At 72.5% G+C, this 26,609-nt stretch carries 6 protein-coding genes (1 of these 6 cut by a window edge); all 6 read left to right on the top strand.

Annotation, left to right across the window (positions count from 1 at the left end; genetic code table 11):
- Nucleotides 1-39: 39 nt before the first annotated feature.
- Nucleotides 40-318 (top strand): hypothetical protein, encoded by a 279-nt coding sequence (locus ACF1BH_RS13645; RefSeq protein ID WP_391642633.1) that lies wholly within the window; start codon nucleotides 40-42, stop codon nucleotides 316-318.
- Nucleotides 308-757: a hypothetical protein gene (locus ACF1BH_RS13640; RefSeq protein WP_391642632.1), complete on the top strand. Its 450-nt coding sequence runs from the start codon at nucleotides 308-310 to the stop codon at nucleotides 755-757. Before ACF1BH_RS13645 ends, ACF1BH_RS13640 begins: the two co-directional genes overlap by 11 nt.
- Before the next feature lie 173 nt (nucleotides 758-930).
- Nucleotides 931-3,018: a hypothetical protein gene (locus tag ACF1BH_RS13635; RefSeq protein WP_391642631.1), complete on the top strand. Its 2,088-nt coding sequence runs from the start codon at nucleotides 931-933 to the stop codon at nucleotides 3,016-3,018.
- A 37-nt stretch (nucleotides 3,019-3,055) separates the two neighbouring features.
- Nucleotides 3,056-3,499 (top strand): YbaB/EbfC family nucleoid-associated protein, encoded by a 444-nt coding sequence (locus tag ACF1BH_RS13630; RefSeq protein WP_391642630.1) that lies wholly within the window; start codon nucleotides 3,056-3,058, stop codon nucleotides 3,497-3,499.
- Nucleotides 3,492-3,848, top strand: coding sequence for a hypothetical protein (locus tag ACF1BH_RS13625; protein ID WP_391642629.1), 357 nt, complete (start codon nucleotides 3,492-3,494; stop codon nucleotides 3,846-3,848). Before ACF1BH_RS13630 ends, ACF1BH_RS13625 begins: the two co-directional genes overlap by 8 nt.
- A gap of 181 nt (nucleotides 3,849-4,029) precedes the next feature.
- Nucleotides 4,030-26,609 carry the 5' portion of a protein-glutamine glutaminase family protein gene (locus ACF1BH_RS13620; protein WP_391642667.1) on the top strand. The gene runs 16,042 nt beyond the window's last position, so 22,580 of the gene's 38,622 nt are visible here — the first part of the coding sequence; the start codon lies at nucleotides 4,030-4,032; its stop codon lies beyond the right edge, outside the window.

Raw genomic sequence — 26,609 nt, 5'->3', positions numbered from 1 at the left:
TCCCTTCCATGCCTCGCGAGGAGCGATATGTCATTCCGGATGGAAACCAAAGAGCTGGAAAACGACATCGAAGATCTGAACACGGCCAACCGGAGCATGGTCGATGCGCTGAACACCATGAAGCAGGACCTGGCGCCGCTGCTCACGGGAATGCGCGGTACCACGGGTGACGCGTGGAACGAGGTGCAGCGGAATCTGGACAGCCAGATCCACGCGCTGAACACGTCCCACGCACAGGGGGTACACGTCCTCGCCCAGATGAAGGAGACCATGATGCAGGCCGACATGCGCGGTGGGAACCAGGTCCATGGCGGATGAGGATCACGGTTCCGGCACCGGCCGGGTGAAGATCACCGAGGGATATCTCGAAAGCTTCGCCCAGCAACGGATCCAAGACTTCATCATGGGCCTGCGGGACAACGACGACTACCGCAACATCGAGGGTTTCGCCGGTGGTGCCGCCGGCCCGGGCGGCTATGCGAAGCTTCTCGCCGGTGGCAAGGATTTCCCCGCGGGCCAAGAACTCCAGCAGCGATACGCGGCGTTCTGCAAGGGCCTGAAACAGGAATTGGACAGGTTCGCGCAGTCCATGACCGACCTGTCGAAGGATCTGCTGTCGGTGCATCAAGTTCTCGACAAGGCGGAGGCGGACACCGAACTGTCCGCCTCGCAGATGATGCAGGACCTCCAGGACATCCTGAACGGTTTCGGAGGCAAGACCCCGCCGCCGCAGGGGAATTCCTCGGGGACCGCGTAGGAGAACGCCGGAGCTTCGGACCACGTCCGGCGAGCAACGATCGATGACACACCGGCCCCGCCCCGGGCGGCCCCTCGCGGTCCGTCCGGCGACGGGGACCGGCCGGAGAGGGACCACCAGGTGAACCGGTACGGGCCGAAGGGACGGACGCGCGCGTGAACTGGGGAGAGGCGATGAAAGCCTTCGCCGGCAGCGGGCAGAACGTGACGGACAGTTCGGCGATCGGGACCGACGGGACCCCGAGCTGGCTGTCGGGGTTCACCACCGGCACCTCACTCGCCGGTGGCGCGGACATGGCGCACGGCCAGGACGTGTGGTGGTCCTTCCGCTTCTCGGTGGGCTCCACTGACCTGGAGTACTTCCTCGGCGCCACCATGGACTGGGGCGCCCTGGACTCCGGTCCGTTCCATGACTTCGTGCAGCAGCCCGAGGCGATCCTCGGCCCGGTCGCCGGTTCCCTCAAGGGCAACGACGTCGCCAGCCTGGGAAGTTTCGACACCGCCGGCATCACCCTGCGCGGCCTGGAGCGGCGGCTCGAAGGAGCCCGGGGCATCCTCGACGCCTGGGCCCGCGAGGTCAACGAGGACGACTCCAACTGGCAGGGCAGCGCGGCGGGTGTCTTCCGGACGGTGCTGCACGGCATGGGCGAGGAACTCGACCGGCTGCGCGTCGAGATGACCACCCCGCGCGACATCGCCGCGGAGCTGGACCGCACCCGTACCCAGATGCACACCACACTCACCGAGCTGCTCGCCGCCCACCGGGACTGGCGGGCCGACCGGATGGCCTGGCCGGTCAACGCGGTGCACGACGCTCTGCAGGAAGCGATGCAGGGCGCCAGCGTGAGTTTCGGCTACCAGAGCATGGGCGACGGCAGCAATCCGGAGGCCAAGGTCACCTCCTCGTACGGGGACCCGAGCACCCAGGAGTTCTGGGACCGGGTCCAGTCGCGGGCGAAGGCGCTGTGGCTGGCGAACGTCAACACCCGGCTCGACCAGCCCGCCGGCCGGCAGATGCAGGCGCTGACCTCGACCGTCGGCTCGACCAGCACCGCGATTCCGCAGCAGATCACCCCGCTGCAGCTCAGGATGCCCGGCGGCGGTGCGGGCGGCGGCAACGCCTTCGGCACGAACACCAACCCGTTCGGCACGGGCACCGACCGCAAGGAACTGCCGCCGGAGATGCAGCAGTACCTCAAGAACAACGGGTACGGCACCGGGCCCGACGGCGCCGGTGGCCCGGACGGCTCCGGAACCGGTCCGGAGGGGGCCGGTGGTACGGACTCCTCGGTGGACGAGCACGGCAAGGGCGACGGCGTACAGCCGCCCGGTGGCGGCTCGGGCGAGGACGGTCCCGAGGGTGGGAAGACCCCGCCGGACGTCAAGCAGTTCGCGCAGCAGCTCGACCACGGAACGGGCGGCACCGCGGACGGGCACACGGGCGGCGACGGCGACAAGACCGGGCACCTTCCGCCGGGCGCGATCCCGCCCCCGCCGCCGAAGATCCAGCCGCCGATGACCGGCACCAGCGGCGGCACGTCCGGCCTGAAGACCTCCCCGTACGGCTCCGGCGGCGGCTCCGCGAAGCTGGTCGGACCGGACGGCAAGGCGCTCACCGACCGCAACGGGCACGCGGTCGACGTCCCCCGGGGCTCGAAGATCAACGCCGACGGGACCGTCACCCGCCCCGACGGCACCCTCGCCACCGACCGCAACGGCAATCAGATCACCGTGCCGCGCGGTACGAAGCTGCACTCCGCGGTGGACCCCCACGACGGTTCGGTGTGGCGCGAGCGGAAGATGCCCGACAACGCCCAGCTGCCCGGGGGCAAGGGCGGCTCGTCCGGCGGCCCCGCCCATCCGCCGGTGATGCCGCGCGGTCTGAGCACCATGAGCGGTCCGGGTGGCGGCGGAACCGGCGAGGGCGGCGGTGGCCGCGGTGTGTCGCCCGGTGAGGTGCAGCCCCCGCGCACGGGCCTGAGCCCGAAGGCGTTCAAGAACGGCGGTTCGCTGCCGCCCCCGCCGCCCGAGGAACTTCCCCAGGGGGGCCGCGGCGGCCGGGGCGGCGCGCTCCAGGAGGCCACCTCGATGGGACGGTCGACGTCGTCCGGCACCCCGATGGTTCCGCCGATGGGCGGCGGCGGGGCCGGCGCGGGCGGTGGCGGCCAGGGCGGCGACCGGGAGCGGGCGACCTGGGTCGACGAAGAGGAAGAGGTGTGGGGCACCGACGGAGGTGCCACACCGGGCGTGATCGGCCGATGACCGCACGGACAGTGGCAGACGAACGGAAGGGCAGGCGATGAGCCCCGGATTCCAGGACCAGGTCGACCAGATGATGGGACGGCTGGCCGAACACCGCGACCGGCTGCGGGAGACGCAGGAGCGGCTGGCGCAGGAGACCGTCAAGGTCACCTCCAAGAACCGCGCGGTCACCGTGGTGATGGGCACCCGCTCGGACGTCCGCGAGATCAAGTTCCACGGTGAGCAGTACCGCACCATGGCCCCCGCCGAACTGGGCCGGACCCTGGTGCAGTTGCTGGAGCAGGCCCGTTCCGAGGTGCACGCCAAGGTGCACAGCGCCGTCGCGCCGTTCACCGGGTTCGGCGACGAGATCCGCGAGTCCATGCTCGGCGGCACGGAACAGCTCAAGGCCATGCAGGACGCCCGGAAGATGTGGCCGCAGCAGGGCGCGGCCGGTGCCGTGCGGCGCGGCGGCGACGACGAGGACGAGACCGATGGCTGAGGAGATCAGGACCACCGACGATCTGAAGCGGCTGTTCGGTGAGTACCCGCACCTCGCCGAGACGGTCAGGGCGCTCAACGCGGACGTGGCGGAGATCAACCGCCTGAACAAGGACGGCGCCGGGCGGGACGACGAGGTCCACGAGCAGTACATGGGCAACGCCGGGCCCGGTACGCACGCCCTGGAGACGGTGGTCAAGCTGATGTCCGACCTCACGGACTCCACCGGCCAGGCCGGGGACAACATGATGAAGATCTTCGACGCGGCCAAGCAGGACAGCGAGGAGCTCGTCCAGGCGTGGAAGGCCATGGACACCCAGGGCGAGGAGAAGGGCACCGCAGAGCATTAGCGCCGGCGCCCGCGCGCCCCGCCCGCACCGGAGAGCCGGGGCGGGCGCGCGGGCGTCCCCGCCGCCCCGGCCTCCTCGTACGTCCCGTCCCACCGTTCTCCGTGTCCACCCGCACTCGCCGTGCGCTCCGTCATGCGGGCCCGCCGCCCGTGGTTTCAGAAAGGGGTCGGCCGTGGCCCTCATGCCCTCCCAGGAAGTCATCAACCTCCTCAACACGTTGGGCATGAAATGGCCGCAGGCCAACGAGGACCTGCTGCGGGAGGCGGACGCCGCGTATCTGCGGACCGCGGGCGATCTGCGGAAGGCGGAGGAGTACTTCGTCGACATCGCCCGGGGCGTCAGCCTGAACTTCAGCGGGGAGAGCGCCCAGAAGTTCGCGGACTGGGTGGACTACCTGTGCAGCGGGGACACGTCGATCCTGGACGCCTCGGCGAAACAGTGCGAGCAGCTCGCCAAGAACGCCCGGGACACGGCCACCGATGTGGAACACACGAAGTGGTCGATCATCGGGCAGGCCATCGCCCTGATCGCGATGCAGGCCGCCATGGTGTTCTTGAGCTTTTTCTTCGGCCCCGAGGTGATGCTCGGCCTGAGCTTCGAGTACACGCTGGTCCGGGAGTTCATCCGGAACCTGATCATGGCGCTGCTGCGGTCCATCGCGACGCAGGCGGCCATCGGTGCCGGGGTGGGCGCCGCCGTGGACGCCGCCGTCCAGGGCATCCAGATCGGGCAGGGCCACCGCGACGGCTTCGACCAGAAGCTGCTGACGCAGGCGGCGGTGGCCGGGGCGATCGGCGGCGCCATCGCCGCGCCGTTCGACCTCGTCGGCGTGGGCATCGGCAAGTGGCTCGGCAACAAGATCGGCACCGGGGTGTCGGGGGCGCTCGGCAAGGAGCTGGGAGACGTCTTCGAGCACGCCGCCGCCGGGGGCGCGGCCAAGGCCGGTGCGGGCGACCTCGGGAACGTGCTCGGCAAGGCCGAGAGCCAGGCGTTCGGCAAGGACTTCGGCAAGCTCATCAGCAACACCCAGGCGGAGCTGTCCAAGGGCTTCGGCAAGAGCCTGGAGGGCGGCAAGGGCACCATCGCCCATGCCTTCACCGAGAAGTCCGCCGACCTGTTCGCCAAGCATCTGGGCGGCGGCAAGGCGTTCGGCGGCGAGGCCAGGGGGCTGGCCGAGAGCGAGGCGCGGGAGATGGGCCGCGCCTGGGGCCGCGAGGTCGTCAAGCACTGGGGGACCGACGCGGAGCGCAGCGCCGTCAAGGACGCGCTGGGCACCACCTTGAAGCAGTACGAGAAGCAGCTCGGCGCGGACGGCGTGAAGGTGTTCACGCACGAGGTGCCCGACGCGATGAACGCCGCGCTCCGCGACCACCTCGAAGGCAACCTCCGCTACCGCCTCGCCGGGACCGCCGCGGGCACGCTCACGGACGGCGCCAACAACGCCCTGTCCGACGCGGTCGTCAACTACGTCTACAACGGCAAGTTCGAGACGACGGGCGGCGCGTTCCTCGGCGGGATGGCCATGGGCGCGGCCGGTCGTGGCCTGGGCGAGTACGCGATGCCTCCGGTGCAGAAGCACGTCATCCATCCGGCGCTGGGCGCGGTCGGCAGCGGCCTCAAGAACTTCAAGGACCACGTCTTCGGCCCGTCGACGTCGAACGCGGTCGCGCCGATGATGACCGACCCGCCCGCCGCCCCGCCGACCGTCCCCACCGTCAGCACCACGGACCAGAACTCCGCTTCCCCCACCCTCCACGACAGCGGGACGGACGAGGCGTCGCTCACCAGCTCCGACGGTGTGACGGGCCCGACGCATCCGACGGCGGATCCGACGGCGGGCACGTCCGCCGCGCACCACGTGGAGACGTCCTCCGTCACCGACAACGACGTGCACTCCCCGTCCGACCCGAAGACCGACTCCCAGACCGACGCTCAGGCCGACTCACCGACCGACGCGGGGGCCCCTCCCGTGACCCCTGTGACCCCGGTGGTGACCGACGGGCAATCCCCGGTGCCCGGTTCCGGCACACCGGGCACCGGGCAGGGCAGCGGCCCCGCGTCGCAGCAGCAGCACGCCGGCGCCACGCGGAACGAGACGCCGCAGGGCAGCAACCGTGCGTCCGGCGGGACGGGCAACACCGTCGCCCCGCCGCCGTCCCCGCGGACGATCGTCACCACCAGCCACCAGAAGTCCGCCCCGGCCGAGCCCCCGGTCGAGCACACGTCCACCACCTCGGCCTCCCACCCCGTCACCGCCTCCGGCGACACGCCGCCCGCCCCGCCCGTACCCCACCCGACGGCGAGCACCGACGCCACCGGCACCGGCGGGCTCTCGGACCCCACGACCACCCCCGGCACGCCGCATTCCGTGGTCACCGAGGGCGGCGGCCCGTCCGCGACGGCCCCGCACACGCCGGGGGAGGGCGGCGGCGCCCCGCTCCGCGAGGAGTCGGCGACCGAGCTGGTGGACCGCATGATCCGGGTCCGCAACGCCCGCCACGAGGCCACCGTCGACGGCGCTGGGACGTCCGCCCCGCACCTGCACGACTCCGGCGAACTGCGTCCGCTGACCGAGCGGGAGCGGCAGGAGTGGATCCAGGAACAGCTGCTCAGGAAGAAGGCCGACCAGCAGCAGGAGCTGCCGCAGCACGCCTCCACCGATGAGGAGCAGCAGACCGGGGGCCACGCCCCGGGCGCCGACGCGCCGGCCGATGAGCAGCGGCCGGCGGTCGAGCTGACGCCGGAGGAGAAGCAGCGGGCGGCCGAGGCCGCGTTCCGGGAGGAGCAGGAGGAGTTCCTCGCACAGCTCCACTCCGATCTGCTGACGGAATTCACCGCGAGCACCGAGGCACAGCAGCACTTCTCCGAGGCGCCGCAGTGGTCCACCCACGAGGACGCCGCGGCACGCGCCGCGCGGTGGCAGGCCGAACAGAAGCGGATGGCCGGCTGGTACGACGCCGAACTGTCCCAGGCCCACCAGGACGCCCTGCGGATGGCGTTCTTCGAGGACGTCTTCGAGCAGTGGGCCACGGACCGGCTGGGCGGCGCCCCGGTCCGCGCCGCCGACGAGGAGATGCGCTCCCGTGTCCTGACGCGCCTGTACGAGCGGGAGCGGGAGCGCGCCGCACAGCACTTCCGGGCGGGTGGCGACGAGACGCTCGCCACCACCGACGGGCTGCGCGCCCACCTCGACCGTGCCTGGGTGCGGGAACACGCGCTGGAACACCTCTCCCAGTGGGCCGAGGCCGCCTTCGAGAACTGGCGCGGCGGTCTCCCGCCCGAGACCCGGGCCCTGCTCGACGAGACCGACCCCGCCACCGTCTTCCCGAAGGGCTCCGAGACGGACGAGGTGCCCCCGCCGCACACCAGGGGCGAAACGGCCCTGGCAGAGGCGGAGTACGCGTTCGAGCAGCACGCCTCCGCCGTCGTGGAGCAGCTGATCGGCAACGGTGCGCTCCGCACCGATCCGCAGCGGCTGATCGCCACGCTCGACGCGCTGAGCGAGGGCGCGTTCAGCGCCGCGACGCTCCGGCAGCACCTGGGTGGGCAGGCCGGTGCCGTGGGCGAGGCGCTGGCCGGTGCGCTGCCGGAGCTGTACAAGGCGTTCGGCGACGCGGTGCAGGACGTGGTGCACCACCGTGCCGCGGAGGAGATCTTCGACGGGGCGGCGCGGTCCGCCGCGCTGCGTCCCATGACGCAGGCGACGGAGTCCGACGGCACCATGGCCACCGCGACGGCCTCGCAGCTCTCCGACGGCGGCCGCGAGCGGCTGCGCCGCCAGTGGCTGGACCGGTACCAGCAGGACCGCCTGGACCACTACGGCGCCGCGGGCAACGGGTCGCGTACCGGCTCCGGCCCGTCGGAGCAGAGCTGGGAGCGGCTCCGGGCGCCCCACGAGGCCGATCTGCACCTCCAGCTGGAGTTGCAGATCGCCAAGGAGACGGCCGCGAAGGACGCCGTCACGGCGGTTCAGGACGTGGCGGACTCCTGGGGCGAGGCGCTGGGCGGGCTGCCCGAGGACGTCCGGCAGAAGCTGAAGGACGGCTTCGCGCTGGACGGGACGGGGACCGCCTCCCCCGAAGCGCAGCGCACCGCCGCGCGCCGGCTCGGCGACGACCTGCACCGGCAGCTCGACATCTGGGCGGACAGGACGCCCCGGGACGCCGCCTATCCGCACATTCTCCTGTCGGAGTACACGAAGCCGGCGGTGGTGCGGCAGCGGCTCGCGCTCGCGGTGGCGCGGGCCGAGGTGGAGCGGGTGGCCCGCGCGGAGGCCGAGGCGCTGGCCACCGACGAGGCCGAGCACCTCGCCCACGACGCCCGGGAGCGGTTCGTCACCGAGCACGTCGAGCGGGTGACGGCCCAGTTCGACGCGGTCTTCACCCTCGACTCGGTCTTCGGCCGCCCGGCGGACGAGGGCTCCGCGACCACTCCGTCCGGCACCACCACCGCGCCCGCCGAGGCCACGGTGCCCGTGACTCCCGGGGAAGCGGACACGCCGTCGCAGCAGCACGCCCCGGCGGCCACCTCGCAGCCCGGCGCCGCCGAGCAGACCCAGCAGAACCCGGACACCGCCCCGCAGCAGGACGGCTCCGCAACGGACGGCGTCGCCCGGCCGACCGCGGGCCGGGTGCAGACGGACGAGGAGCCCACGGCCCCCCAGGCGTTCGCCACCTGGGCGGACGGCCGCCAGAGCCTCAGCGACGAGCTGCTGAGCCGACTGCACTTCGAGATCAGTGCCACCGGCGGCCTGGACTCCTGGGCCGACGGCTTCCACGGCACGGCCGGTGGCCGGGGCATCGCCCAGGAGGACCTGACCCGGATCGGCTCCCGCACCCGCGAGGACTGGTTCACCACCTTCCAGAAGACCTGGGGACCGGACGGCCTCGACACCGCACGCTGGCTCCAGCACGAGACCGAGCACGGCAATCGCTTCGGCACCACCGTCCCGGTACCGGAGGCCGATTCCCCGCTCGTCAGCCTCTCCGACACCGCGCCGCACCTGCTGGAGGACGGCCCCGGCAGCGTCACCGCCCCGCCGAAGTCCGGCTCGGACGACGCCCCGGTGTCGGGTACGGACGACGACCTGCCCCCCGGCACGCCTTCGCGCGAGGAGGTGACCGTGGCCGAGCTGCAGAGGCGGCTCGATGCGCTGCGGGGCAAGGAGCCTGCCGGTCCGGAGGGGGAGACGCCGGGCGCCGACACACCTCCCGTGCGGAAGGAGAGCGTCGAGGAGGAGATGGAGCGTCGGCTGGCGGCGCTGCGGCGGAACGCGCCCGCCGGTTCGGACGAGGAGACGCCCGGCACGGACACGGTGCACGAGGAGAGCGTCGAGGAGGAGCTGGACCGCCGGCTGCGGATGCTTCAGCGCCAGGACCCGCCCGGCCAGGGCACCTCGTACGAGCCCGAGGCCGCTCCGGTCCAGCAGCGGAAGGGGAGGGAGGCGGACCACGGCACGTCCTCGGACAGCTCCGGCGGCAGCTCCTCGGCCATCGACCACGACCGTGCCGCCCGGCGGATGCGGGACGACGGCGATCAGGACGTGGACCGGTTCCCCGGCCTCATGACCGACCCCGCGGCCGAACAGCAGGCACTCGCCTCCCAGGTCCTCGTCCCGCAGCCGCCGACGGAGCAGCCCCCGCAGCGCGAGGTGCGGGACCAGCACCTCGTTCAGCAGGCCCCGGCGGACGCCGCCCGGCAGGGGACCCGGTCCACCGAGAACCAGGAGAGCCGGAACCGGAGCCAGGAGAACCAGGAGCCGAACCAGCAGCGCACCCCGACTCCCCAGGACCGGCAGCTCCAGCAGACCCCGTCGGCACCGCCGACCACCCCGGCCGCGCCGGACACGGGGGACGACGACGCCGACCGGATCCGGCGCATCCAGCGGAAGATCCTGGCGCTGGAGGCCGAGCGTGCCCGGCTCTACCGGGAGCAGGGCCGCCCGGCGCCGGAACCGCTCGGCGGCACGTGGTACCCGGCCGCCCCCGCCGAGCAGCGGACCACGACGCCACCGCCCTCCGAGACCACGGCCGAGGACAAGACCACGGACAAGGGCAAGGGCAAGGCCGAGGACAAGCGCCCCGACGCGCTCACCGCCGACGAGCTGAAGGAGTGGCTGGCGCACGTCTCCTCGGAGAAGGAGCTCCAGAAGTACCTCCTGGAGCAGGAGTTGCTGCGCCACCCGGTCAGCGCCTCCGGGGCAGCCGAATGGCAGGCGCAGCAGATCAAGCACCACAAGGAGTTGCTGCACACCCTGCAGCGCGAAGCCGTGTTCGCGTCCCGTGACGAGGACGGCAAGCTGTCCGAGACGCCGGTCGAGGAGCTGATCCTCGACATCCACCACCGTGACAGCGACCGCCCGGTCTTCTTCGACCTGACGCCCACCGACGTCAAGGAGATCTACAAGAAGGGCGCCAGGACCACCTTCGAGGACGGCACGAGCCTGGAGGAGCACGCGTCGCTGGTCGGCGGCACCGAGATCGAGCTGCGAGAGGCCGGCAAGGTCGCCGACAAGCTCGCCAACAGCGTCACGGACGTGGCCGGGAAAGCCCGCGCGGAGCTGCGCGAGGACATCCTCAAGCTGCTGACCCACCGCCCGCACACCCTGCTGCCCCATCCGGAGCACGGCGCCGGGGAGATGCCCACCTCCCTGGGCAACGGCGCGTTCGTCCTGTACGAGACCGCCACCGGCGGGAGGGGGCTGTTCGCCCTCAGCGCCCTCAACCACGGTGCGTACTCGCGCTACGAGGACGCCGTCACCGTCAAGGTGAAGGGCGGCCAGCGCAGCAACCAGAAGGACGCCACCTCGCACGTCCAGGCGTCCAGCCACGCCATCGGCATCAACACCGGTGTGATGATGCCCAGCGTCGCCACCGGCCTGATCACCGTCGCCGCCACCGGCAACATCAACCAGGCGACGCACACCACCGCGCACTCGGTCACCTCGACCGACACCCGCACCGTGGGCTCGGACGGCCCGTCACACACCTACGTCAACCACGTGGTGTACGAGGGCCGCACGTACACCCTGGACGAGCGGGGCGTGCGGCGGCCGACCGGCTCCGCCCCCGTGCGGATCGCCGTCGACAGCGGCTTCTCCTGGCGGGTCCCGGACGCCCTGACGGCGAAGCCCCCGGTCGCCCCGACCGGCCTGCCCAAGTCCCTGACCCTGCCGCAGGGCGTCTTCCCCGACCTGGTCTCCGCCGACCACCTCGTCGTCTCCCCGGAGCTGCTGGACTGGGCACTCCAGGTCGCCACCGTGCACGGTCAGTTGACCCCCGACATGCCGGGGACGGGCGAGATCCTGCACCGGTTCGCCACCTTCACCCTGCACGAGAACCTGGTGCCCGCCATCCGCGGCGACATCCAGCAGATCAAGGTCGTCGACACACGGCAGAACACCCTCGGGGTGTTCACCTACAGCGTCGACATCGTCCGCTCCGCGGCCGCCACCCTCGTCAAGACGATCGCGGCCCAGGAGAGCGAGACCAAGGTCCAGAAGAACACCGCGGTCGGCGACGACCACAGCAACACGATCAGCAACAGCCTCACCGTCAACATCTCCGGCGGCCCGGCGTACAACGGCCCCGCCCGGGCCCAGGCCGTCCTGACCGGCCAGATCGGTGCCGGAACCAGCAGGACGATGACCTCCTCCGGCAAGGGGCAGGTGCAGCTCGGCCTCTCCGACAAGTCGGCCCAGGGGCTCTACGAACACCAGCTGAAGATCAACGTCAGGTTCCGGCCCGGCTACGAGCTGAGCCAGCTGAGCACGCCGCAGGAGCTGAGGTCCGGGAACCACCCGCCGCTCCAGAAGAGCTTCACGGCCCACACCGTCCTGCGCACCCCCATGGACTCCGCCCGCGAATGGGCGGACCTGGACCCCAACCGGGTGATCAAGCAGCGCGACCCGCTGGCCCTGCCCGGTCTGACCGGCAAGGACAGCCCCAACGCCCTGCACGTGCCGGACTTCGTACCGCCGCAGACGCCGCAGGAGCTGGCCGACCACCTCAAGCTGCTGCTCAGCTCGTACAACTACATCCGTCTCAACGCCCCCACCGTCGAGTCCCGGCCGCCGCAGCGCCCGGCGCCGCGGCCGCTGTCGCAGCGCGCCGCGTCGGTGCTGGCCTTCGGACACCGCCGCAACTCCGGTGGCGTCGGCCTGTACGGGAAGAGGCCGGACATACGGCGGAGCGCGTCCGTGCCCGTGGGCGGCTCCCCGTCGGCCGCACCGAAGCCCCTCCGCAAGCGGCGGCGCGACTCCCTGGCCGCCGACGCGGCGAACACCCCGGGCACGTCCGGCGTCCCCGGCACCCCGCCCGGCTCACCGGTCACGCCGCCCCGGCGGCCCCTGAGCTTCGTACCGGAAGAGGGGGAGCAGCCCCCGAGCCCGACGTCCGCCAGCTTCTCGGAACCGGAAACCCAGCTGTCGCAGACGTCGGACCTGCCGGTCACCGCGACGACGCCCAGCGACCCGCGTCCGCTCGCCCGCCAGCTGCGCGAAGCCGCCCGCAGGGCGCTGGTCAACAGCGACCAGCGGCACGTCAGGCACTTGCTTCCGGCGGACTCCGAATCGGGCAGCAGGAAGTTCCACCCGGGATTCGTCGCCAAGCACACCGTGCGTGCCTTCGCCAAGCGCCTGGGCATGACCACCGGCCCGACCGCGTACCCGAAGCCCAACTCCAGGCAGCGCCGCGCGCTCGCCAACGACCAGTCGTTCCTCCGCCACCACGGCGCGACGAGCGTCGAGACCCAGAGCGCCAAGCTCATCCGGCGCGCGCTCCAGCCCCTCGACGACCTGAGCGTCGAGACGTCCGGGCCGATGGTGGTGCTCCGCCGCTCCGGTCTCTTCCGCAACGAGGGCGTCTCCGTCGCGATGACCCTCACCCTCGACGAACTCTCCTACGCGGGGCTGTGGCGGGACGTCACCACCTCCGGCAGCACCTCCGGCGCCCGCAACCTCGCCCACTCCACCGAGGCGCAGACCAGCTGGCAGGTCGGCGCCGGCGCCGATGCCGGGGTCAAGCCGGTCGCCCTCACGAACCTCGTGATGGGCGGCTTCTCCGCCACCTACGGCGGCAGCACCAGCCGCAAGTCCGAGACCGGGCTGGAGACCGGCACGGAGTACTCCCTCAGCACCGGCAAGGGCTCCCACGCCTACGAGGCCGTCGGCGTGCTGAGGCTCGACGCCGAGCACCACGCGACGGCGCGGAAACTGCTGCGCACCCTGGCCGACGGACTGTTCGACATCGCCCCGCACCAGATCGAACTGGGCCGTGACAACGACGGCAAGCTCATCGGCAAGGTCCGCGTCCTGATCTTCCAGCCGGACTCGCTGATGCCGCACAACCTGCGCCAGCCGTACCGCGCACCGAGCCCGCTCCCGCAGCCCACCCCGCCCCCGCAGGAGACCACCCCGGCCACCCCGCACCGGCCCACCGCGCTGGAGATCGCCCGCAACACCCTGCACACCCCGGAGAACGGCGTCACCAAGTGGCCCGCCCCGCAGGCGAAAGCCCTGGTCGGCCACGCGCGCCCGTCCCGCTCACACGTCAACGCCTTCCACGCCCACGTCCGCAACGGCCACGGCCCGTACATCGCCGCAGTCGCCAAGGAGGTGCTCAGCGCCGTCTCGCCGCACCTCAAGGACCGGCTCGCCTACCGGGCTTCGCAGGAGTACGGCGACCTGATGGCCTTCGTCGACCAGATGGAGGCGCAGTTCGACTCCGCGGCGCACGGCGGCCGCACCCTCGACATGCTGCACTACCGCGGCCGCGCATTCCGCTTCGAGACGCGGCTGCAGCTCACGGCGTACCCGCTGAACCCGGTGGTCCGCGACATCGCCGACACCAACCTCTCCGCCAGCCACGCCATCCCGAGCGCCCTGAGCGTCGGCACCGGCAATTCGGTGACCCGCACCCTCAACATCCAGGGTCAGCTGTCGAGCGGTACCGCCTTCCATGTCGGCGAGCCGGGAGCGACCCAGGAGTCACAGAGCTGGGGCCTGGTGTGGACGCTCCACAACCACAGCAACACCACATCCACCTCGCACTCCCTCTCCGTCGGCATCACCTTCACCGAGGCCCGTACCGGCCGGATGGCGCTGGTCGGCTACGAGGCGATCACCTGGGCCGTCAGCGCGCGGCTGAAGTCCCTGAGGGTCGGCGGGAGCCGGACCGGCTTCGGCGCCGTCACGGTGGCGGGCGACCACACGTCCGTCTTCACCTGGGACGATGCCCGCAGCCTGGGCTGGGTCGCCAACGGCTTGGGCGAGCTGCCGCACAGCTCCTTGTGGGAGGCGCCGCAGCAGCTGCCCGCGTTCGTCTCCGTACGCGGCGCACTGGACACCGCGCCCGTGGTCGAGGCGTTCGTGAAGGCCCTGGAGGAGAAGGGGAAGGCGAATGCGGTGCTCCCGGCGGACAGCATGGGCCGCCGCGCCGCGCTGCGCACCGAGCTGAACACGCTGCTGACCCCCGACGCCCTCAACGGCGGTCTCCACTACCAGTTGGTCCGCGAGGGCATCCCGCTCGTCGGCGGCGTCTGGCTGCGGCTGATCCAGGACGACACCCCGGTCTACCGGGCGACCCACTACAACGCCTCGGTCGACGAGGACCGCGCGGTCTCCTACACCAGCTCGCAGGCGCTCTCCCGGTCCGAGGCGGTCAGCCTGGGACTGACCAGCACCCAGACCCCGGCCGTCCATCCCAACACCGCCGAGGGCAAGCGGGAGCCCGGCGCCGTGGGCGTCGGCCTCCCGGTCAGCGCGAACGTCACCGCCACCACCACCCGGTCGGTGACACGCACCGAGGCGGTCAGCAAGACCGCGACGCTGACCTTCCCCGGCCCCTACGTCGACTACGCCGTCGGCTACCGCATCGAGCTGACCCACATCGACGCGTCCGGCAAGGTCGTCCGGGCGACCGAGGACGCCGGCACGCTGATCCAGGCGCACCCGGAGACGCTGCTGAAGCCCGCCGCCACCGGCGACCGGCCGAAGCCGGCGGACCGGCCCCAGCAGCAGCTCACCCCGCAGAACGGGCAGCCGACGCAGCCGCCGAAGCCCCTGAACGAGCCGGTCCCGCCCGATGTCTGGCGGCAGCGGAACAGCGCCCTGACCGACGTCCTGGCGCACGAGCACACCGTCTTCCTCGACGCCCACGGTGCCAAGGAACTGCTCCGCCACGTCACCGCCGCGGTCGACGCCGCCGACGGGAAGACCACCACCCTGACCGCCCCCGAGAAGAAGCGGACCCCCAAGACCCCGCCCGGGGAGCGCCGCGCCGTCGGCGGCGGCAGCCTGACCCGGCCCGGCACCGGCGCGGCGCGCCAGCTCAACCTGCAGAACACCTCCCGGGCGCTGCGCGAGATGCTCTCCGAGGCGCTCCGTTCGGGATGGCAGCAGCCCGCCGTCGAGGACAGCTCGTGGTTCGGCTCCTCGCGCGCCACCGTCACCGTCCACGCCCGGGCGAAGAGCGACCGGCCGCGGATCCTCGGCGTCCTCGACGAGGCGACGGTCGCCAAGGAGCAGCGGGTCACCCAGACGTTCCAGCACGCCGAGGGATACACCGCCGCATCCAGCTTCAGCGCCGGCGTCGTCCCCTCGTACACCACGAACGACGCGGGCAACCTCTCCCACCGCGCCACCCCGCCGGCCTTCCAGGGCAGCGACGTCGCCACCTCGCAGAGCGCCTTCGCCAACTCCGCGAACTCCGCGGTGGCCCCCAAGGCGGAACGCCGCTTCCTCGTGGAGGTCCCGCTGGACTTCCTCGTCGGCGCCACCGTCACCCGGCACGGCCTCAAGTCCGGCAAGGACGCCTTCAAGGCCGCCATGGCGGCCTACCTGCCCGCATCGAGTGCCCTGCAGAACACCGTGGCCCGCCTCAAGCAGAAGCTGGTCACGGCCGAACCCGACGAGGAAGCCGCGCTGCTGCGCGACCACGTCGAGACCCTGGAGGGCTCCGCCGCCACCGCCTTCTCCTCCGACGACGGGGTCCTGGCGCTGGTGCCCGAGTGGGTGCTGCGCGAAGCCGGGCTCCTCGACGACACCACCTTCCCCGAAGCCGTCGGCACGGCCTACGACCACGTCAAGGACCTGCGGGAGAAGCTGGTCGAGACGGAGAAGACGTACAAGGAGGCCGAGACCCGGACCGAGAAGCGCTACGAGGAGCTGTACGAGGCGCTCCGTGAACGCGGGCAGCGCGGCGGCGGCGACACGGTCACCACGTCGCACTCCGACGACGCCACGGCCCGTGCCTACCGCTCGGCGCTGCGCCGCCTCGTCGATGACCAGATCGAACGTGCCGGTCTGCGAGCCGAGTTGGACCGCCTGCGCACCGAACTCCACAAGGCCCGCGTCAGCGCCGACGCACTGCGGGAGTGGCACGAGCGCAACGCCGGGAACCCGGACGCCGAGGGCAAGCCCGAGGCGTACACCTACGACAAGGAGGAGAAGACCACCCGCCGGCCGGTGGCGGCCGTCGGGGACGACGCCACGGCCACACCGCTCGATCCGCCCGTCGACGACCTGTTCACGGACCCCGCCGTCCATCAGCTGGTGGCGCAAGCCGAGTCCCAGGGTGGTATCTGGACCGGCGGCGCGGTGCCGCCCGCCCACGCCGAACTCCGCGAGAAGCTCCTGGCGCAGGGGCTCGACCTGGTGCAGCGCGAGAAGGCGGCCGAGCCGCACGCGTCCGCGGACGCGGTCGACCAGGAGTCCGCGCGCCGCCAGGACGTGCTGCGGAACGGCGAGAGCGCCTACCTCCACCAGGCCCGTGAGCGCGTGCTGACCGCCGCCCGGCGGATCCGGGAGGCGATCGACGCCGAACTGGCCACGATCCAGGAAGCCGTCGCCCGGGGGGACGAGGACGCCGCGCTGCTGACCGAGTACGCGGAGCAGCTGCGCACGGGCGGCCTGGTCCGCCTCACCGACCTCGCCGGTCACCTCGCGGTGCACCAGGCCCAGCTGACCGCCGCCCGCGACGCTCTGGAGAAGGCCGCGGCCGGTCCGCAGACCGAGGCGGCGACCACCCGCGTGCGGGAGCACCTGGCAGCCATCGAACGGCTGGAGCGCACCGCCCGGCAGGAGCAGCAGGCCCTGAAGCTCGCCCGGTCCCTGCCGACCTCGTCGTTCCCCGAGCCGCCGCTCGTCAAGAACCTCGGCGAGGACGAACGCCTCGCCGTCGAGGAGCTGGCGGCGCTCGACGCCCCCGCGCAGTTCACCGCCGGGGAGACGAAGGACAAGGACGACCACCCCACCACCTACGTCGACGACGACGGCACCGTCCACGACGTTCTCGATCCGCACGACACCGAGAACCCGGACAACACCCGGGGCGAGGGCCTGTTCCTCTCCCTGAACGCCGCACTGGCCGCGCTGGCGGCGACCGGCACACCGCTGACCGTGCCCCCGCGCACCGGTACCCCGCAGGAGGTCGCGCGGGCCGTCCGCGAGGCCCTGGCCGGCCGTCTGCTCCGGGACGGCGAGGACCACGGCTCCTGGCTCGGAGCCCCGGGCTCCACCGGCAACACCTGGCTCCAGATCGACCCGGGCCGCGACCGCTTCACCAAGGAAGAACTCGAAGCGGCCGGGATCCTGCTGAGCACCTCCGAGAAGAGGCTCCCCGAGGGCGGCATCCGGCTGGCCCCTCCGCACGAGAAGGAGTTCCTGCAGGACGGCACGTTGCACGGCAACGTGCCCCTCCCGCACGCCTCCCGCGTCAAACTCCTCGCCCTCCAGCTGATGCGCCCGGCCGGCAGCGAGTTGCGCCGCGCCGCCCCCGACGACAACGAGTTCGACGACTTCTTCCTGGCGCCGCAGCTCTTCGCGTTCGTCCACGGCGTCGAGGTCCATGTCGTACGCCCCGAGGTGGGCGTCGAGGTCTTCCACCCCGGCGGCCCCGAGGGGACGCGGAAGCTCGGTGTCCCGGCCGTCACCGTGGTGCTGGAGGAGGACACGGTCAAGGCCCTGATCCCGCGCCCGGGCACGGGGCAGCCGGTGCCCGGCCCCTCGACGCCGGTCTCCCCGCCGCACTCCCCGGACACCCCGCACTCCCCGGCCGCCGACCTGCCCCTGACGCCGGTGCCGCAGGCACCGTCCACCCCGCACGTCTCCGAGCCGCAGCCCCCGCACGTCCCGGAGCAGCCGGACACCCCGCCCCCGCCGGTCCTCGGCACCGAGCTGCCCGTTCCCAGGGACGGCTGGTGCCAGATCTCCGCGCTGCTGGTGGGCGCGCCCGGCCACGTCCGCGACCGGCTCGATCTCTCCCGCCACCCCGAGGTGTACCGGCTGCTCAGTGACACCGAGGCGGTGCGCGCCGCCGCGAAGCGCCGCAGCGGCACCCCCGAGCGCCAGCCCTTCGACACCGCGGTTGGCCTCGCCCACCAGCACGTCATGCGCTTCCTCGGCAATGACGTGACCGAGCTGCCGCGGTCCTTCGCGTCGCGGTCGCAGGTCCGTGTGCACCGGACGACGCCCGGTACGGTCCCGACCCGGGAAGAGCGCCTCCAAGAGGTGTACGAGCGCACCAGCGGCCCCGGCGAACTGCGCCTCCTGTTCGAGCAGTGGCGACCCGGCGGGACGCAGCCGGCGGAGACGGGCGGGCAGGGCGGCCTGACCGAGGCCCTGGACGCGCTCTCCTTCAACGAACTGCAGTCGTTCGCCGCGTACGTCTGGGAACAGGCGCCGGGCTGGACCGCCACGGAGTTCAACGGCCTGCGGGAGACCGCGGCCAACTGGTCGAACGACTACGCGACGACGCACTACGGCGAGCTGCTGCTGCCGCTGCTGGCCGAGGCGTTCGGCGTGGGTGTCCACGTCCACCGTCCCGTTTCCGGCATGGACGAGGCCCGGCTCGGCCCGCCCGGCGGTCCCACCCTCGTCTTCCGCTACGACGGCGACAACCACTTCGACGGCGACACCGGAGGCGCCGCGGCCATCCCGCCGCAGCCCGCACCGGCCACTCCCGTCACCCCGGTCACCGTCGTCCGGCACGACCCGCCCCAGGTCTCCCTCCTGGAGGAGGACGAGATCCTCTCGGCCCTCTCCGGCCGGGCACGCTCCGTTCGCGAGGCCCCCGTACAGAAGTCCGCCCCGCCGGAGCCGCCCGTCCAGGGACCCCCGGCCCAGGACCAGGATCAGGTCTCCGGGCCGGACGACGAGGAGCAGGGCGCCCGGGAAGCGTTCCACGACGAGGACCTGTCGCTGCCCACGATCGAGACGGACAAGCACCGGGCCGGGCAGATCCAGCTCAAGGACGTGCAGCACCAGGAGATCACGGACGTCAGCACCGGCCGGAAGGTCGGCCGCGCGTTCCTGAGCGCGCAGGCGCTGGAGGCGGGCGGTTCCCCGCACCTCCACATCGACCTGTCGAAGACCGCGTTCGCCCACTACGAGCTGAGCGCCGACGGCAAGAGCGGCAAGGTGCCCGCGGACGGCCTCTCCCCGGTCGTGTGGGACCCCACCCGCCCGCTGTACGTGGGCCTCTTCCACGGCGGCGCCGGCCGCGTCACCCTGATGTCCGGTCCGAAGGACACGCACGCCCTCCGTGGCGAGCACGCCGGGCAGGGGCTGAACCGCCGCGGCAGCTTCATCGAGATGCAGCAGAAGTACGGCTCGCAGGCGCAACTGCTGCTGCTCTCCTGCAACGCGGGGACCCTCGGCCCCTCGGGCCGCCTCGCGGCCCAGGAGATCGCCGACGCGACGGGCATGGAGACCATCGCGCCCACCACCCGCGTCACGGTGCTGCCGGGCGAGGAGTACTGCTTCGCCCTCGCCTACGAAAAGGGCGGCGAGCGCGGTGAGTTCCGTGTCTTCACCCCGCAGCGGACGGAGGCCCTTCAGCAGTCCGGCAGCGAGCCGGTCGTCACCCGGCAGCCGGCCACCCCGCGGACCGAGGCCCCGCACCCGGCCGCCGGAGCCGCGACCGCGCACCCGGAATTCGGTGCGGACCACGAGAAGTTCACCGAGCTGTCCCGGCTGCTGACCGGGCTGACGCCGGACAACGCCCCGAAGACCTGGCACGATGTCGTCGCCCACTGGTCGGACCTGCGGATGCAGCTGGCCGCCCAACTCAGTCACCCGGGTCTCGCGGAGAACGTCCGCGGCGGCGGGGCGGGCACTGCGGACACCCTGGCGGCGCCCGGCCACGATGCCCTGCTCCGCAGCCGCGACCTCGCGATCTGGGCCCGCGGCCGGCTCGACGCGCTCACCGCGCTGCTCGACGCCGTCCCGGAGGACCTCACCTCCCTGGACGTCTCACCGTCCGCCCTGCGCGGACAGCTCACCGAGCTGACGGGCCTGATCGACGCACAGGTCCCCGCCTGGAACGAGCTGCTGCCCGCGTCCGAGGACCACACCTCGCTGCATCTGCTGGAGGACCGGGACGAGGAGCTGCCCCCGACGGGACCGTCCGCGCAGGAGCCGGTCCAGGAGCCGGTCCAGGAACCGACGGAGGAACCGACGGAGGAACCGACGGAAGAACCGCCGTCGTACAAGGAGGTGCTGGCGGGACGGGACGTCGAACCCGCCACTGCCGGCGGCCAGTTGCTGCACCCGACGGCGGAGCCGGAGCTTCCGCCGTACGAGCCGCCGCGCGCCTACTCCGACGAGGAGATCCGCCGCTCGGCCCGGGCCGCCGGGCTGCCCCGGGAGCGCTTCAGGCAGCTCACCGCGTACTCCTGGTTCCGCCCGGAGCTGCTGGTCCCGCTCGCCCGTGAGCTGGGCGTACGGAACATGAGGCACCTCGCGGACCTCGCCGAAACCCTCGGCCGCATCCCGTCGGACATTCCGCAGCTCGCCCGTGACCTGGGCATGCCCGTCGTCAAGGACCTGTACCGCATCGCCCGCGACACCGGCATCGACCCCCGGCACCTGGTACAGCTCTTCCCGTATTCGCTGCGCGCCGTGAACTCCGGGAACGAACTCCGCACCCCCGGGGGGTTCATCGCCGGACTCCAGCGGCACCTGCGGCGCTTCGGCGCGTTCGTGGCGGGCCAGGGAGGCTCCGACGCCGCCTGGCTGCTCGCGCTCGCCGCCCGTGAGTCGATGCCGTGGCCCGACACCGACCCCGCGATCCACCACACCGACAGCCGCATCCAGCACGGGACGATGCGCTCTTTCCTGCGGTACGTCGCCGTCACGGACCGGCTCCCGTCCTCGGACCTGGCGGCACATCTGCGGGAGATGCACCCCAGCCGTCTCGACGAACTCCTCATCGAGTACCGCAACAGCGCCCTGCGGGACCCGCTGCCCGCATACGGCACCGAGAACGTCATCCCCCGGCCCCGGGCGCTGACCGCCTGGGAGATCCAGGACTGGGCCGCCCGCCTGGGGATGGCGCCGGGAGAGATCCGGCGCCTCCAGGAGAACGACTGGGCCGACATGGAGCGGCTCGACGGGCTCTCCACCGAGCTGGGCGTCCGCGACATCCGCCATCTGATCGCCCTCAGCCGTGCCATCGGGCGGATCCCGTCCGACATCCCCGAACTGGCCCGCAGCCTCGGCATGTCCGAAGCCAAGGACCTCTACCGCGCCGCGCGCGACCTCGAAGCGGACCCGCGCGATCTCGTGTACCTCTTCCCGGAGCGGCTGCGCGCCCTGCGCGACGGCCCCGCCCCGCTGTCCCGCTTCGTTCCGGCCCGGGCCCACCACGGCTTCGTCGACACCCTTCGCCGCGACTTCGCGGCCCTCGGGGCGGAATCTCCCGGGCAGCGGCGGGCGCTCCTCCGCGTGGCCCGCACGGAACAGCTCAGCTGGACGCCGGTCCCGCCCGGTTCCGAGCCGGCGTCCGGTTCCGTACAGAGCTTCGCCGACCACCTCATGCTCACGGGCGCGATGCGGCACTTCCCCACGGACGTGCCCGCCGCACAGCAGTCGGTGCTCGCCACCTGGCGCGCGCTCGGCGGCGACGACCGGTACCAGCCCTTCTTCCTCAGCGACGGCGCCTCCGAGACGGGCCTGCCCGGCGGGGACACACCGCCCGCGGGCGGGCGGCGCTCCCTGTCCGCGATCCCGGAGGAGGACGAGGAGGAGTACAGCGAGGGAGAGATGAGCCGCCCCGGCTCGACGGTCTCCGGAGACGGGAGCACACCGCCCGTGCCCGGCCGCACCGACGGTGGTGCACTCACGGTCCAGGAGGACTACTGGCGCCTCGTCGACGAGCTGGGCGTACGGACCGAGGTGGCCGACCTGATCGACGAATGGGACGATCTGCCGGACACGGTGGACGGCCGCGACCTGCTGCGCCTGGCCCACGATTACCGGATCACCACAGCCGAGGGCATGGCGGCGGTGCTCCGGGCCGCGACGGAGTACGGCCGGCTGCCCGGCGACATCGAGCTGCTGCCGCTCCGCCTCGGCCTGGCGCCCGAGCAGCTCCGGCGGGTGGCGCGACGACTGGGCATCGCCCCGGAACTGCTGCTGCCCGTCGCCGGACTGCTCTCCTGGGCCGGTGATCTGCGCACCGACGAGCGGGTCGTGATCCCCGAGTTCACCTTGGCCACTCGCCTGGCGATGGCCGGTTTCGAGCCCCGGGACCTCGTGTGGTTCCCGGGGCAGCGGGACCTCACCCTGTCCGACCTCGCGGGGTTCCGCCGGCATCTGGAGGACGCCGGAACCTCCGTCGCCGCCCTGCGCGACATGGGTATCGAGGTGGGCCGGGAGCACGTCATCGCGTGGCGGCAGGCCGAGACCGCCAGGACGGCGGAGGCCGACCACGCCTACGCCGCCCTGGCCGAACGGACCGCACAGGTCCGGCAGTCCGGGCAGCTGCCTCCGCCCGACGCCGACCCGCGGGCGGTCTTGCGCCACGAGCGGCGGGTGCGGCTGGCGCAGACCGTTCTGGCCCACGGCGGGCAGGTCGCCGATGGCCTGCCCGACACCGTGGCGCACGTCGCGGAGGCCCTCGGCATCGATGTCGTGGACCTCGTGCAGCTCTTCCGCCCGGACCTGGAGAGCCTGAACCACCAGCGGCGGGCATCGGGGACGGCCGGGAACTGGCGGCCGACCCAGACCGAACTCAGCGGCTTCCAGCACTGGCTGAGCGGCGCCGGACTCCACGGCCCCGCCGACCGCGCCGCGTTCGTCCACTTCCTCAACCGCCGGCAGGCGCTGTTCACCCACGGCGCCGCGGCGCCGACTCCGCTCCGGACCGACGAGACCGCCTGGCATCCCGGCACGTCCGTATACCGCGTGGCGGAGATCTTCCTCCGGACCTTCCGGCCCACGGACCGGCAGATCACGGGGGACGCCAGCTGGCGGCCCCCGCAGCTCTCGATCGCGACGCTGCGGCACACCACCTCTTGGGCCCGTCTCGCGGAGTCGGTCTTCGCGGGCCTCCACGAGCGCCCGGAACTGCGCACCTCGCCCCGGGCCCTCGCCGACCTCGCCGACCACCTCTTCCTGACGGCACGCGCCGGGATCCGTCCGGAGGACTGGGTGACCGGCCTGTGGCGCCCGCCGTACCGCGTGGGGCTCACGCGCGGCTGGCTCGGAGCCCAGCCCCTCGTCCACCTGGTGCGGCAGTGGGCCGCGGCATACCAGGGTCCGGACACCCCGCCGCCGCCGTACCGGGCATTCGAGCCGAACGACACCGTCCGGACCACGCATGTGCCCCCGGACTACGGCACCGGCCCCGCGGTACCGGCGTACACGGAGCCGTCCACGACCGAGCCGGTCCTCGACGTGGACGCTCCCGATCCGTCCGACCACTGGTCGCTCTGGTCCGGTTGGGAAGCCCCGGAGCGGGCGGACCGGTACGAGCAGCTGGCCAGGGCCGCCTTCCTGGAGCGGTTCGCCCTGCCCGACGATCCGAGCCTCCACCGCCTCCTGGAGGAGGCGGCCGCGACGGTCGGGGCCCGCACCGCCGGTGACCGCGCCTGGCTCTACCACTTCCTGGCCGACCCCGCCGTGGCCGGCTCTCCCCACGCGGCGGAGCAGTGGGACGGCCAGTGGTACGCACCACCCCAGACGCTCACGGCCCTGATCTGGGCCACCTCCCACCAGCGTGGCGAGAACCAGTGGTTCGGCAGCGCCGTCGAGACGCTGCGGTCCACCGACTTCGACGGGGCCCTCGAACGGTTCGACGACCTGCTCTCGGAGTACGGGCGCGGGGGCGCGGTCCTCCAGCAGCGCTATGAGGTGGAGGCGACACCCGCCGGAATCGCCGAGGGTCTCCGGCAGGCAGTCGCCTACGCGGAGCAGGTTGCGGAGTCGAGGGCGCACACGTACTTCATGCAGAGCTTCCAGCTCTGGGGAGCAGGCATCGACCGCCACCTCTGGGACGCGATGACCCTCGTCGGCGCCGCGGACGCGCGTTCCCGCACCGCGTTCTACCACCTTGCCGAGGCCGTCGGCTCGCTCGACGAGAACCGCCTTTCCGCGATCTCCCGCCGGGAGGGCCGGATCCTCCCCCGCGACGTGCTGACCCTGCTCCGCTGGGGTGCTGGGGCCGAGCCCGACGCTCTCACCGGCGGCAGCAGCCTGGCCAACCTGGCGGACATGGCCACGGAGACGGCCGCGGAGTTCCTGCACAGGACGGCGCAGGAGCACGAGCAGACAACGGGGGAGCCGATCCGCATCCCGCTGACGGCGGAGACCGAGGATGGGACGCCGCAGCAGCCGGACGAGCAGGACGTGACGCAGGGCATCGTCCGGTGGCTCCATGAGCAGCTGGGACTGACGGCGGAGACCTACGCCGTACTGGAGCGGCTGGGGGTGGGGATCCCGGGAGCCGTGGAGTACCTCCAGCAGCTCGACAACGGGGCGGGCAGCTACCACGCCGGTGTCCACGAGCTGCGGATCCTGCTGGAATTCCTCGGACAGTGGGAGAACTTCCCGCACCGGGATCTGCACCACCTCGCCACGGCGCTGCAGATCCCGCCGACGGCCGCCTTCGGACTGCTGCGGTTCGCCGTCGGCTACGGCCTCCAGCCGCAGGACTACGGGCTGCTGCGGCCGCTGCGCGACGCCTATCTGGAGGCACGCCGGAACGGCACGGAGTACTTCGACTGGCTTCAGAACGAGGTCCTACCGCAGTTCGCGGTGTACGGAATCGAGGTGGAGGCGCTGCAGCCGCCGGCGGAGGCGCCGTCCGATCCGCAGGTGCAGGAGGAGCTGAACCGCAGGTACAACGAGCAGCTCCACGCCATCCGGCAGATCCTGTGGGGCATGAGCGCGGCCGACGCGAGCCTGACCGAACTGGGGGCGCTGGGCACGTACCTGATCGGAGTGCCGCAAAGCCTGATCAGGGTCCCCTACCACACTCTCCTGCCCGAGCGGCAGCGTGAGCTGTGGAACCGGCTCCCCGAGGACCTGGCGGACGACTGGCGCGCCGCACAGCTGGGGCTCGACCGGCAGGCGTACGACGCATTGCGGGAACGGCACGGTCGGACGTGGTTCGACGCCGGCCACGTGATGGCGGTGGCCTACGGTCGCGACAGCACCGACCCCTACGAGGCCACTCCGCTGCCCCCGAACCTGGTGCTCGCACTCGCCGAGCAGATCCACGGGGTCCCGCGGAACCTCTGGTGGGTCGCCCAGCAGTTCCGGCAGGACCCGGTCGAGCTGCTGCAGGACCTCACCGGCCCGGAGCAGGCCGTCCGGCGGCGGGAGCTGGCGGGGTGGCTGCTGCGGACACACCGGCCCGGGACCCATGACGAGTTGGACGATGCGGCGCTGGACCGGATCGCGGGTGTCTTGCTGACCGAGGGGCTGACGCCCGCGGTCCTTTCGGCCGACAGTCTCCTCCGGCAGGCCCGCGAGGCGGCGTCGGCCCTCACGGAGCGTGCCCCCGTCCCGCCCGCCGACCCGGCCCCGCAGCCGGACCACACCACCCATGACGGGGAAGCACCGCAGCACGACGGCGGGGAGCCGGGCGACGAGCTGATCGAGGAGCAGCCCGGTCAGGTGGCCGAGGAGCGGGACGACGACCCGGCCGACGAGTTCAGTTCGTACTCCGAGAGCGACAGCGTCCACGGGGCGGGCTCCGGGGAGGCCACCCGGCTGGCCCTCCAGGTCGCGGAGTTGGCGAGCCTGCTGCGCGCGGCGGGTCAGGGGGAGCACCTGGCGGAGCTTTCCTTCTTCGACCACGACTCCGTCACCGGCCTGCTGGACACCCGAGGCGCGGCGGGGACCGCTGAGACCCTCACCGCCCATCTCCACGACCACGGCCTGACCTCCCTGCGGGACGTGGCCTGGCTCCGCGACCTCGCGGACCGGGTGAGCGGGGAGCAGTACGCGCCGCTCCACCGCTACGTGGAGTCCGTGCGGACCGTCCGGGACACCCCGGACCCGCAGCCTTCCGAGCACGGCAGGTTCGCCTGGCTGCTGGCCGGATGGCGCCGGGGTCTGGACCGGCATCCGGCGCTGCCGTCCGAGATCGACGCGGCCCAGGTGCTGGACCGCGCCCTGCACGGCACACCGGACGAGGACCGCGTCGCCGTACTCGTCCGCCGCGCCGTCGACAACGCGGGCCTGCCGCCGGTCCAGCTCCACCTCGTCCTCGACTGGGGCGTGCGCCCCGTGGACATCACCACGCTCGCCACCTTCCTCGGTGTCACCCCGGTCCATCTCGCGGTACTCGCCGATGAGTTGACCTGGCTGGGTGACGCCGAGCCGAACGACCGCGCCGACCTCGGCGAGCACCAGCTGCGCGCACGGCTCGACATGGTGGGTTTCCGCCCCGCCGACCTCCGCTGGTTCGCCGGCCGCGGCGTCCGGCTCACCGTGGCTGAGCTGCTGGACTTCCGGAGCCGCCTGGAGAGCGCCGG

The organism is Streptomyces sp. NPDC014733, from assembly GCF_043083385.1.
GTDB lineage: Bacteria > Actinomycetota > Actinomycetes > Streptomycetales > Streptomycetaceae > Streptomyces.
Note: the sequence above shows the minus strand (reverse complement) of the source record. Positions and strands in the feature narration are given on the sequence as shown.

Excerpts from the sequence above, each read along its gene's own strand:
- ACF1BH_RS13645 (WP_391642633.1), top strand. The coding sequence starts at position 40 with ATGGAAACCAAAGAGCTGGAAAACGACATCGAAGATCTGAACACGGCC.
- ACF1BH_RS13630 (WP_391642630.1), top strand. The coding sequence starts at position 3,056 with ATGAGCCCCGGATTCCAGGACCAGGTCGACCAGATGATGGGACGGCTG.
- ACF1BH_RS13635 (WP_391642631.1), top strand. The coding sequence starts at position 931 with ATGAAAGCCTTCGCCGGCAGCGGGCAGAACGTGACGGACAGTTCGGCG.
- ACF1BH_RS13640 (WP_391642632.1), top strand. The coding sequence starts at position 308 with ATGGCGGATGAGGATCACGGTTCCGGCACCGGCCGGGTGAAGATCACC.
- ACF1BH_RS13625 (WP_391642629.1), top strand. The coding sequence starts at position 3,492 with ATGGCTGAGGAGATCAGGACCACCGACGATCTGAAGCGGCTGTTCGGT.